This window comes from Shewanella abyssi (assembly GCF_023284025.1).
GTDB classification, from domain to species: Bacteria; Pseudomonadota; Gammaproteobacteria; order Enterobacterales; family Shewanellaceae; genus Shewanella; species Shewanella abyssi.
The window spans coordinates 86,717-98,977 of the sequence record NZ_JAKIKR010000011.1 but is presented as its reverse complement, the minus strand read 5'-3'; the positions used below and the strand labels follow the sequence as shown (position 1 = coordinate 98,977).

Below are 12,261 nucleotides of genomic sequence, written 5' to 3'. Positions count from 1 at the left end.
TTACGTGCTACTTTTTCATTTTTAGCGAGTGATGCAAAATCAGGGAACTTCATAAGTTTTACGGTTTATTAATGGTGACTTATTAGATCATACCTTTAATGTAATTGGTATAAGTCATAATGACTATTATGTGAGCTGTCTTTATGACAGTCGCGGTGTTTTTAAGACACTATTATTCACTGTCATATTGACAGTCGCCTTAAAGGTGTTTCTATCTTTACTGTTTAGTTTCAGTTATTTACATTTTTGGCATGGTTAGTGCTATACACAGCTTAGAAATTAAAACTTATTTGATATTTTTAGGGTGTAGCTAATGACAATTCATGTAAAAAACAACATTCATTGGGTCGGTCAACGAGATTGGGAAGTTCAGGACTTCCATGGTACAGAATATAAAATGACCAGAGGCACAAGCTACAACAGCTACCTCATTCGTGAAGAAAAGACGGTATTGATAGATACCGTTGATCACCGCTTTAGTCATCAGTTTGTGCAAAACCTAGAGATGGAAATTGATCTCAACAGCATCGACTTTATTGTAATGAACCACGCGGAAGAAGATCACTCTGGCGCTTTATCTGAATTGATGGCGAAAATTCCGGGTACGCCGATTTATTGTACCGAAGCGGCGGTTGATTCTATTGTGGGTCATCACCATCACCCAGAGTGGAATTTCAAAATAGTTAAAACCGGTGACAGTGTGGATATTGGTAACGGTAAGCAACTTATTTTCATCGAAGCGCCAATGTTGCATTGGCCTGACAGCATGATGACCTACATGACGGAAGACGCGGTTCTATTCAGTAATGATGCCTTTGGTCAGCATTACTGCGACGAGCATCTGTTTAACGATGAAGTCGATCAAAACGAGCTTAAAGAGCAGTGCTTGCGCTATTACGCAAACATCCTTACGCCTTTTAGCAGCCTTGTCACGGCTAAGATCCACGAAGTTTTAAGCTTCAATTTACCGGTGGATATGATTGCGACCGCTCACGGTGTTGTATGGCGTGATAACCCAACCCAGATCATTCACCAATATCTCGAGTGGGCCGATAGCTACCAAGAGGACAAAATCACTATCTTCTACGACTCAATGTCGAACAATACTCGCATGATGGCCGATGCCATTGCCCAAGGCATACACGACGTCGATCCTGCTGTTGCGGTTAAGGTGTTTAATGTTTCTAAGCATGATAAGAACGAGATCCTGTCGCATACCTTCCGCTCAAAAGGTGTCTTGGTAGGTTCGTCGACGATGAACAATGTGATGATGCCGAAAATTGCTGCCATGCTGGAAGAGATCACTGGACTCAGATTTAGAGGCAAAAAAGCGGCTGCATTTGGCAGTTATGGTTGGAACGGTGGCGCCGTCGATCGTATTAACACTCGCCTAATGGACGCCGGTTTTGAAACCGCGATTGGCTTGAAAACCAAATGGCGTCCAGATGGTAACGCGATGCGCGAGTGTCGTGAGCATGGCCGTCAAATTGCTAAGCAGTGGGCCTTGCATCCATTAACGGATACTCCAGCGATTAATCCCATTAAAGTGATAGCAAAGAAAGTGGCAACGACGCCGGCGCTGGCAGATACTGCCGTTGTTGAGCAAGCTGTACCAGTCGATTCTACTAATGACAATGTTGCAGCTCATTCTTCTGCTTGTCAGTGCATGATCTGTACCGTGTGTAATTGGGTTTATGATCCTGCAAAAGGAGAACCAAACCAAGATGTTGAGCCTGGAACGCTATGGTCTGATCTCCCTGATTATTTCCTTTGCCCTGAGTGTAACTTAGGCAAAGATGTGTTTGTTGAGCATAACGTTTAGTTGACGTAGTAGAGGAAGCAGGAATGACAGCACCGATGGTAATTATTGGTAGTGGTTTTGCCGCATATCAATTGATAAAGAACATCCGTAGGCAAGATACGACTCTCGCTATTCAGGTTTTTACGGCGGATGATGGCGATGATTATAATAAGCCCGATTTGAGCCATGTATTTTCAAAACAGCAAGATGCAGACGCGCTAATTCTGCAATCAGGCGCTGACTTTGCCGCGCAGTATCAGGTTGAGCTACTGGCCAATACACGGGTAGAGCGGGTGGATACGCAGGCGCAGTGCCTTTATGCCAATGGCGAACGCTATGAATACTCAAAACTAATTTTTGCCACAGGAGCTAATGCCTTTGTTCCTCCGGTTAAAGGAGATGGTGCAGCAAGCATTATCACCTTGAATAGTTTGTCTGAATATCGTCGCTCGCAGCAAGCGTTAAAACAGGCTGCTCGTATACTCATTATGGGTGGTGGGCTGATTGGTGTTGAACTGGCGATGGATCTGCAAACCAGTGGCAAAGAGGTGATAGTTGTTGAGCCTAATAGCCGCTTGCTTGCCAATGTCGCACCAGACTTTGTCGCCTTGAAGTTGGAGCAGCCGTTGCGCGATGGTGGAATGACACTCGAACTCAATGACTACGTGACCACAATAGCGCCATCTGCGTCTGAACAAGCGTTTATGGTGACCACCAAGGCAGGTAAAGTGTTTGATGTTGATTGCGTTATTTCAGCTGCTGGTTTGCGTCCTAACACGCAGTTAGCGCAGCAAGCAGGAATTGAGATTAAACATGGCATTGTGGTTGATGCGCAACTTAAAGCATCGGCCGATAATGTGTATGCCTTAGGGGACTGCGCCGAGATCAATGGCAAGCTGATGGCTTTTCTTCAGCCTATAATACTCAGTGCCAATGCACTGGCAAAGCAGCTATTAGGGCAATCATCGCAGTTGAGCTTCCCGCCAATGATGGTAAAAGTAAAAACGCCGTCATATCCAATCCAAGTGGGTGGTAAGTTTAATACTGATTCCTCATGGAGAGTGGGTTTTGATAAGGGTGGCGTGACGGCAGAAGCTTTTGATGCTCAAAACAACATGACAGGCTTTGTGGTGACCGATGAAAATGCTAAGCAGGCTTTTTCGCTGCTAAGGAAACTGTCGGCAGCGTGATAGCTGTTTCAGATAGCCAGTAATGCCGGTAAGCTTACTGGCTTACTGGTGCGGTTAAGGGTGCCATGGCTTTAAGGGGATATTGATTTCGCTATCGTTAAACCATTTTATATTGAGTTTTTCGCCTGCATCGGCAATCGTTTCTATATTCACTTCTTTTCCTGACCCCATATTCACTTGAGCATCAGTATTCTTATTTACGTTTAACACTATGATCAATCGACTGCCTGCCTCGAGTAGTTTTGCAGTCATGCGGGCATTAACAATTGGAATGATGGTTTTAGTATTTGGCGTTAATAATTGGCGCTGACTCATATCTTGAGCATAACTTGCTCGGCTGCGATAATTATTCAAATGGAATACGTTGCCGCTCTTATCCATCTCATAAAAATTATAACCAATATCGACATCCTTTTTATTGACTGCAATTTTAAACTCTCCAGTGATTGCTCCGGCCAGCTCTTGGGGGGTCTTAAAGGCGTCAGTGATAAAGATGAGCCCGTTAGGCTCATTAAGCTGAGCTTGAATTACAGGCCATGGGGCTAGGTTATGCTGGGTCGTTCTATCTGCCATATCAACTTCTTGTGCTACAAAATTGTCACTAATTTCGGCTTGAGTTGACAGTAAATAGTGGCCATCGCTATTGATTGAAGTTGTTAGGTGATAGGTTACAGCTTGTTTATTGAGTTCGGCAAATGAAGCGCTGTGGCGCCAAGAGTTACTGCCCATTAGTTGATAGTTAATCTTGTCCTGTAAAAGCCGTGGTTTCTTTTTTTGAAAAAGCAGATGGTCGAACCATTGAAATACGATCTCTTCAGTGTCTTTTTCCAGTGCAACGTCATCGAGTTGATAGTTGCTGTGATGTGAGCGCGGAATACCTTGTGCTGTGCCGTGATTATAGGGGCCAATGAGTAATGTATGATCTGCATTCTTATTGTATTTGTAATGCCGTTTTAGATAGTCGATTGACGATATCTGTCCACCGTCAAAATATCCTGTGATACTTAAAACAGGGATATTGATGTTGGCGTACTCAGTTTGGAAGGGCACCATAGCTTGATAGTAAGCATCAAAGCTTGGATGCTTTAACCACTTGTTAAACCATGGATTAGGTTTGCCATCAATTTTATCTAGTTCTGAGATAGCCTGGCCACTCTCAAACAGTGTCGTTAGCAGTTGTTCCGATTGCTGCCAATTGCTATAGACGGAATTATCCATGGTCTTGTTATTGGTAACGTGAAAAGCCCATTGGTAGTTACCTGTTAATACCACGTTGTTTTCGTAGGGTAATCCGGTTATTGGGCTCGCTGCCGTATAAGGGGCGATGGCTTTAAGGGCTGGGGGCATATGCTTTGCCGCTGCCCATTGGGTAAACCCATTATAACTGCCACCGTACATCACAACGTTACCGTCACTCCAAGGCTGTTTAGCTATCCAGTCAATGGCAAGTGTTGCATCTTTGCCGTCATGTTCCCAAGGAACAATTTCATTCGAGCTTGATCGCTTGCCTCTAGAGTTGACTATAATGCCAATATATCCGTGTGAAGCCGCATGAATGGCGGTTTTTATATGCGCAGCTTCGTCTGCATAAATCGTAAATTGCAGTGCACTGGTACGCTTTGTTGCTACATTTTTCTTTCTGACCACGGTTGCGGATAGTTCCACCCCGTTAGCACCTTTTATCAAGATGTTGGGTAAGATGGTATAGCGTCTGTTATTTTCTATTTGTAACAAGGTTTGGCTAACCGGGATGACTTGTGATAGAACCTGATAAATGTGACTATTAACAATTAAATCAATTGCTTGATCGGTATTTAAGGTCGGTAAGTCTTTATAGCGCTTAAATACATTGTAAACATAGTCTTGTGCCCCTGACACCGACCAGCCCAAAGCGCTACTCATTTGGAATAGTGCTTCATCATCCATATTGGCAAAACTATGGCGAAGCGTTTTAGTTAAGGATTTGGCAAATTGAAGCCTCTCTGAATGCGCAATATCTAATTGAGTTTGACTATGTAAAGTATAATGCGAGTAGGTGATAGCATTGCTATTTTTCGCTACGACTTCGAGCAGCTTGTGATGCTTTTCTAGCACTGAAAGTAACCCTACTTTATTGAACATATTCTGTTGCAGTATTACGTCTGTGGAAAGTTGTTTAGCCAGTTGAGCAAGCTGCTGCTGAAATTTTACTTGCGTTAATAGATCCAATGCATCGTCACGGTTATTCATTGACGCTAACGTCAATAATGTTGGTGTTGTGTATGTTGCTGGCTTCTCACTTGCCTGTAGCGGACTGATGCTTAATGAAAAAGCTGTCAACAGCACCATATAGATTAATAGTGTAAAAGCAGAGCCGTGCAGCCTAGAGTCATGATGTACCCTGTCCATAATTTATCCTTAAATTGCTTGATGTATACCGTTTTCTTTATGTGAGGGTATTGTTATGCAAAATGACGGATTAGTAGTGAAAAACGTGTGACTTTTGATGACTTTTGATGACCAAGGCGCGCTGGCGTGTTATTTTCCAGCTAATTTCCTTTTTTATGAGTGTCTAAATGCGTTGGCAAATCGCACAGTTCGTCTTTTGTGATCAACGGCAAACGTTAATCGCTGCCAAGAAAACAGTGCAATTAGAGCCTATGATGGTGGAGTTATTACGCTATTTTTGCCTACATACGGATCAAATTATCAGTAAAGATCAGCTGATTGAACAAGTGTGGTTAGGCCGTATTGTAAGTGACAATGCGGTGAGTAAATTGATCACTAAGCTGCGAAAAGCGTTTGCTGATGATGTTAGGCAGCCTCGCTTTATTGCCACGTTTCCTAAAAAAGGCTATAAGTTCATTGCAGCAGTGCTCCCCATTTTAGAGCAAACCCAAACGCCAGAGTCAATGGGACGAGAGCATGAATTTGTAATGGCAACGCAGCCCATTAAGGCTGATGAGGTTATAGGTGCCGCTCCTTCAAAGATGTTTTCCGCTCCATCGATAAAGCCATGGTTGTTAGTTGCTCTGTGCATCCTCGCGGCTGTGGGGGCCTATTTTGTTACCGGCTTTATGCAGCATCCGCCTACGTACTCAACCTACGCCAAAGCGTTGACAACTGATGTTGGTGATGAGCTATTTGCCAAATTTTCACCTGATGGAACACGTGTTGCCTACATGTCTGCAAAACAAGACCGCATGCACCTAATGATAAAAGATGTGGTCAAAGAGCAGGTGATTGAAATTTCTCACGGGGACAATTTGGGAGTCGGTCCCGCAGATTGGAGCGCTGATGGCCAATGGATAGTATATTTGGTGGCGACACCGCAGCTATGCCAATACTACCTGCGCAGTATTAATGGCTTGGAGCTCGGCGCACCGCGTCTCATTCATGATTGCCCCGCGGGTAGCTATGGAAAAATTGCTTTTACCCATGATAATAGTCGATTGATCTACAGTGAAAGTGAAGGTGGCTCGGCTCCCTATTCTTTGTTTGAAATTAACCTTACAGCAGCAAAAACAAAGAGACTAAATCAACCTGAACTGTTCTTAGGCGGCAACAGCCAGTTTGACCTACACCCAACCGAGAACAAGTTACTCATCTCCTCCCCAGATGAACAGCAATGGGAGGGGTTCTATTCTCTCGATTTAGCCAGTAATACGCTGTCGTTATTATTTAAGCAAGATGCTTATATTTGTTGTGGTATCTGGGATCATGATGGTGATCGGGTTGTACTCATGGGGGAGCATCCGGCGCATCAATTACTCAGCTATAGCTTAAGTGGCAAAGACCAACGCGTTATCCATTCAGGTAGCCAGCAAATAAGCCATCCTCGTAGACATTCCAATGGTCGCGATTATCTGTTCTCTTCAGGTCGCAATAATGAGAACGTGTACATAGCTGATATTGTTACGAATAAAAAGAAGGTGGTTGCGAATAACTCTGTAGATGAGCGGTTAGCTTCATTTTCTTATCACAGTAGTCAAATAGCTTATGTAAGTCTAGCGACTGGAAGTGAAGAAATTTGGTTAACTGATATCGACAAAACGAGGCGAAAGAAACTCACTCACTTCAATGACAGTCGTCATTATATTGATTTAATCTGGGCTCCAGAGGGGCAATATATATTGGCGTTAACGTTAAATGAGCTCCATTTAATCGATCAGTCAACAGGGCAATTTGAAGTACTTGATATTCCACAAACAGAGATCCGCGGTGTTTCATTTAAATCCCCATCGGAAGTCGCCTATAGTATTAGAGAAAATGGACAATGGCGGGTTTACTCTTATCAAATAAAAAACCGCCAATCTTTAGCTGAAGACGCTAGATGGCAGTTTGTTCAATATCACCCCATTTCGGACAACACTTTATGGCTTGATCAAAAAAACCAACTGTACTTTGGCGAGTACAAAAGTCCTGTCATCGAAAAAAAGATACCGGTAAATAGGTTGATTAGTGGTCGGCATTTCAATTTAAAGAGAAGAGGCGATCTGTGGGTGTGGTTTGAACGCGATGATGGTAGCGGTAAAATTCTAGCTTATTTTGAAGATTCTAATGTATTGATGACATTGGTTGATACAGACATTGAGCGTTTTGACATCGCAAATGAGCAACTTTTATATGGTCAAAACCAGCAGATTAATGCCAACATTTACCAAACTAAACGACTTGAACTTTAATTACCTTCTGACGGCAGCTTCCGCCCTAGTGTTTGTTGAAGGGCACTGGTAAAAGCGAATTAAACATACGCCGTTATAGCGAATGACTTTAGCTGAATTGGGCCGCATACGGCCCATATATGTTCCATAGAATGGAGGCTTTAGCTTAAATCAGATTCGTGGATATATGGCTTAAATGTGTTTCCAGCTCATCTTCCGTTTTAGGAAGTGAATTGAGTTCGAATGAGAGTGGCTTGCTGCCATTTAGCATGAATACTGAGCTTGCACCATGATCGTAGTGAAACCATTTTCCATTGACGCAAAGATCAGTATAACAATTTGGGAGTAGTTCCATCAGGCACCTCTAAATTTTACATTTCATTTATTATGAAAAGACATAAAGTCATCGAATGTGTGAGCCTTGCGGTGTTGTGGCGTTCTGTATTTGTGACTCAGCTCACCCTTATGAGACCTGAAAAGGCGTAGGCGCTCATTGATCTAAATCAAAGCCAATGTGATTAGCGATTCTGGCTCCTCCATTTGACAAGATTAAAAACTAACTAAGTGATGGTTTTTCCTGCTAATAAGATGAAAATCTCGATGGCCGACTCGACTGTGGCAATATGTGCTTTGTGCTACATAGACTGCCGCTTCTTAGCGACGATTACTGCCGTTGCAACAGCGATGTTTGCGTTGGCTAATATTGAACGTTCATCTGTTAAAGGGTTAGACTCAGCTTTTCAACTTTGATCTTGGTCAACATGCTGCAAGTCAAATAGATTCAATATTAGTGTATGGAATAATACTTAATTTTGAGGAGGCTAGATGTGACGGATGCAAAGCTGATATTGATTTTAAAAATATGCATATTTATGGGCCTGTTGTTGATCCTACTCGGTATTTACTTGCATAATTTTAGCGAGTCGATAGAAGCGATGGGCGTAACAGGGATTATCATCAGTGCAATGTGTATTGCGCTAGGCATGGTGCTGTCACTGCCGACAAAAATGTATCTGACCTTTATTTTGGTTAGCCGCGAGGCCGAGATTAATAAATCAAAATAACCACCTAGTTTGATCCTATACCCCAGTTTTTTAATGGTGAAAACACTTGCCATCATTCGACACCGACTATGATGGTTTCTGCCTCGGCCACCGATTTGAATCCAGCTGCGGTACGCATCTTCCACTTCAGCGCTCGGATCTTTAGCGCCTGTTCTTGTTAAAATGCTTCATTGAAGGTCAAATAGAACCCGCTCTCCGTTGCATTTCGACCGTAATCGACCCTGACATTCATTCTCGGTTGTAGCTCATAGCGATACCCTAGGCCATAGCTGAAAATGATATCTTCATAGAGTTGATTAGGGCTGTCTGCGATAGAACCTATCCCAGTAAACACCGTCATACCGTGTCTCGTCAGTTCACCATTACTATCTTTAAATGTATGTCGATACTCAACGCTATGTTCGATGGTATTTTTGTCGCGGTAATGGCCTCTATAAACACCTCTTAGGGAGTCCTGCCCGCCTAAGGTTGGCATGTCATAGTAGGGAACGTCGCCTTGACTCCATTGATACGCATTGTAAAAAGCGAGTACGCGGCCAACGGAAAATGAGTAATAGTAACGGTAGTTTAGCGCTAATTTTTGATAGTCATTATCGCTGCCAATTTTTTGAGAGTAAACGGTATATTCAAAACTGAGGAAATGCCCCTTCCATGCATTCACAGAAAAATCTCGGGTGTCCTTTTCGAGTACTATGCCTAACCCAAGGGAAAAAGACTTGTCCTTAAATTCTTGAAAGTTAGGGTCATCTATCGCCGTTTGCGGCAATGAATCTTGATTCGGCTCATAGTATTTTATCCTTAACGCCGGGCCAATATAGAAACCGTAATCGGTTTCAAAGGTTAAATTGCCTTCGTAATTGATAAAGCTGTACTCATACAATAGATCATCGGACGATTGTTGTGCCTCTCCGGCGTTATAACCAATGCCCCAGTAATATTCGTTTTGCTTACCCATGGTGAACTTACCTAGATAGCGCATGGCATTGTCATCAAAAAACAGGTTTTGTTTGGAGCGTAAACCTAGGCCAACGCCATCATCTAGCTGGTTGCCAATGGCGACTAATGTGACACTGGAGCGCTGTAACTCTTGTTGCGCCCTATTGGTTGAAAATGAATACAGGGCGCCAGCGGCGAGCATTAGTCCGGTTTCTGGCATATAGCCCGGCCCGCCCAAAATGGAAAATAGCGGCAAACCATTTTTAGTGGAGTGCTCTTTTAATGCTTTTTGGTACTGATCTTTTTGTTGCTCTAACGGTGCACATTGGCTTGTACAGTGATCTAAATTTTCATCTATGTCATCGATAGCTTTTTTATAATCATTAGCACGCTGAACGGCTTGCTCTTTCTCAGATAAATACGCTATGTCACCACCGGTGGGGAGAGTTTTAATTGAATGATGTTCAGTGGGTTGAGCAAAGAGATATGCCGGGAAAAGGCAAGCTAGTAACAGCTTTTTCATAAGGTCCTGTCGCAATTAGAGTCAAATACATAAGCGGAGAAGAGCCGCGGAGATAGAGCTGGTGGTCATTAATCAAATTAACTGAAGTGGCCGCTAGTTGATAAATGTAGTGCAAGCCTAGCACTTAACAAACCTCGTCCGAAGTGGCTTTTAGGGGGAATTGAATAAAGTTGGATGTAGCGCCCATTAAAAACCGGTGATCACTGCGGCAGATCTATTTTTTGACTTATCTTTCGTCTTTTTCAGTCCCTAAGCGTCTTATAAGCAAAACCTATTAACGAGATAGAAAAGGATCAGCCAATGTTGAAAGTTGTTAGTTATATTATTTGCCCGTTTGTGCAGCGTATTACCGGTTTGATGGAAGCTAAAGGCGTGCCATATGAGATTGAATACATCAGTCTTAAAGACAAGCCGCAATGGTTTTTAGATATCGCCCCGAATGGCCAGGTGCCAATTCTAATGACAGAAGATAACATCGCGCTCTCTGAGTCCGACGCGATAGCGGAATATCTAGATGAAGAGTACCCATTACTAAGGCCGGAAGTTAATCAGTCTGTGTGCCGTGCTAGACAAAGGGCATGGGTGTATCAGGGGACTAAGCTTTACCTTAAGCAGTGCAGCCACATGCAAAGTGGTAACAAGAACATCTTTGAAGAGCGCCAAGTCTTTATGCATAAGGCGTTTGCCAAAGTGGAAGTATTTCTTAAAGATCACACCGCGACTCAATACTTCTGTGCCGATGTATTGGGCAATATTGATATGGCTTGGTTGCCTCTATTCCATCGCACAGCCTTGGTACAAAAGCATACCGGGACTGAGCTGTTCGCTGGTTTTCCGCTACTGCAAATATGGGCTGATAACGTGATGGCGTCCGGTATCGCTGAAAAGTCAGTTCACCAAAAGTTTGAAGAGAACTTTACCAGGTTTTATTTAAGCGAAAATAACTATCTCGGTGGCGGTAATGCTGCAAAAGATAGCGGTTGTGGTGGATCTTCAAGGAGTAGTTGTTGTTAATTCATTCCTGCTGAATCCTGCATCTTGAAGTGGTTTGGGCGTAGCGGCAGTTGTTAAAGATAACTGCCGCAGTGGAGCTGACTAGCGAGCCCATTTTAAGCTAAGTATTAAGGCTGCTTTTTTAATACTTCATCTATGTCTGCAGCGCTGTGACGCTCAGTGAGTTGTTCCCACTCTTCACCCCAAGATCTGTTGACGATTCGACCTCTTTGTACCGCTTGGCGTTCACTTACCTGCTTAGCCCAGCGTTGTACGTGAGGGTAGCTTGCGACGTCAAGGAACTCGGCCGCATCATAAAGTTTACCCAGCACTAGGTTGCCGTACCAAGGCCAAATTGCCATATCAGCGATGCTGTACTCCTTACCCGCTATGTATTCATTATTTGCCAATTGCTTATCAAGCACATCTAACTGGCGCTTAGCTTCCATAGTAAAGCGGTTGATTGGGTATTCAAATTTTTCAGGGGCATAGGCATAAAAATGGCCAAAGCCACCACCAAGATAGGGCGCAGAGCCTTGCAGCCAAAACAGCCAGTTCATCGTCTCAGTGCGTGCAGCAATATCACTTGGGAGGAAGTAGCCAAATTTTTCCGCAAGGTAGAGTAAAATATTGCCCGACTCAAATACTCTGATCGGGGTGTTACCAGAATCATCGACTAATGCGGGGATTTTGGAGTTGGGGTTGATATCGACAAAGCCCGATGAGAATTGCTCGCTGTCACTAATGTTAATCAAGTAAGCGTCGTACTCGGCTGCAGATACCCCTTTTGCGAGTAACTCCTCCAACATGATGGTGACTTTCTGGCCATTAGGCGTTGCTAAGGAGTGCAGCTGTATTGGATGTTTGCCTGCAGGAAGTGCTTGCTCATGTCTGGCGCCGGAGTCAGGACGATTGATGCTTGCCCATTCGCCGCCATTCTCACTGTCCATTGTCCAAACTGTTGCTGGAGTATATTGCTTGCTCATCTATTTCCCTGTCTTTTTAACCGCTAGTAGCTATCGATATGGGGCTTATTATGGCGAATAAAACCTTTGTAGATAGAAAAATTGGTAATGAGAAAGTATCACATCGTCTAACTTAGCCTAACTAG

The 12,261-nt window shown here is 43.5% G+C and carries 9 protein-coding genes; 6 read left to right on the top strand and 3 right to left on the bottom strand.

Translation table 11 applies throughout. The features are described from left to right. Positions 1 to 313 precede the first annotated feature (313 nt). Positions 314 to 1,822: an anaerobic nitric oxide reductase flavorubredoxin gene (gene norV / locus L2755_RS07355; RefSeq protein ID WP_248980037.1), complete on the top strand. Its 1,509-nt coding sequence runs from the start codon at positions 314 to 316 to the stop codon at positions 1,820 to 1,822. A 23-nt stretch (positions 1,823 to 1,845) separates the two neighbouring features. Beyond that, positions 1,846 to 2,991, top strand: a complete 1,146-nt coding sequence (gene norW / locus L2755_RS07350) for an NADH:flavorubredoxin reductase NorW (protein WP_248980036.1) — start codon at positions 1,846 to 1,848, stop codon at positions 2,989 to 2,991. Between the two features lie 54 nt (positions 2,992 to 3,045). Here norW and L2755_RS07345 read toward each other — a convergent pair whose 3' ends face one another. After that, complete coding sequence (locus L2755_RS07345) at positions 3,046 to 5,379, bottom strand: CocE/NonD family hydrolase (protein WP_248980035.1); 2,334 nt, start codon at positions 5,377 to 5,379, stop codon at positions 3,046 to 3,048. Between the two features lie 167 nt (positions 5,380 to 5,546). Between L2755_RS07345 and L2755_RS07340 the strand changes: the two genes are divergently transcribed. The 3 genes from L2755_RS07340 to L2755_RS07325 all read left to right on the top strand — a co-directional run bounded on the left by L2755_RS07340 (position 5,547) and on the right by L2755_RS07325 (position 8,698). Then, entirely contained in the window at positions 5,547 to 7,655 is a 2,109-nt protein-coding gene (locus L2755_RS07340; protein WP_248980034.1) for a winged helix-turn-helix domain-containing protein, read from the top strand. A 579-nt stretch (positions 7,656 to 8,234) separates the two neighbouring features. Then, on the top strand, positions 8,235 to 8,384 hold the full coding sequence (locus L2755_RS07330; protein WP_248980032.1) for a hypothetical protein: 150 nt from the start codon (positions 8,235 to 8,237) through the stop codon (positions 8,382 to 8,384). A gap of 77 nt (positions 8,385 to 8,461) precedes the next feature. Then, positions 8,462 to 8,698: a hypothetical protein gene (locus tag L2755_RS07325; protein ID WP_248980031.1), complete on the top strand. Its 237-nt coding sequence runs from the start codon at positions 8,462 to 8,464 to the stop codon at positions 8,696 to 8,698. A gap of 157 nt (positions 8,699 to 8,855) precedes the next feature. Here the strand turns inward: L2755_RS07325 and L2755_RS07320 are convergent, their stop codons facing one another. Next, positions 8,856 to 10,157 (bottom strand): BamA/TamA family outer membrane protein, encoded by a 1,302-nt coding sequence (locus L2755_RS07320; protein ID WP_248980030.1) that lies wholly within the window; start codon positions 10,155 to 10,157, stop codon positions 8,856 to 8,858. A gap of 300 nt (positions 10,158 to 10,457) precedes the next feature. Here L2755_RS07320 and L2755_RS07315 point away from each other — a divergent pair, with 300 nt between their 5' ends. Continuing rightward, entirely contained in the window at positions 10,458 to 11,171 is a 714-nt protein-coding gene (locus L2755_RS07315; protein ID WP_248980029.1) for a glutathione S-transferase family protein, read from the top strand. A gap of 107 nt (positions 11,172 to 11,278) precedes the next feature. On the opposite strand, the gene yghU is transcribed toward L2755_RS07315, so the two are convergent. Beyond that, a complete protein-coding gene (gene yghU / locus L2755_RS07310; RefSeq protein WP_248980028.1) occupies positions 11,279 to 12,136 on the bottom strand; it encodes a glutathione-dependent disulfide-bond oxidoreductase in 858 nt (285 codons plus the stop codon). Between the last annotated feature and the right edge of the window lie 125 nt (positions 12,137 to 12,261).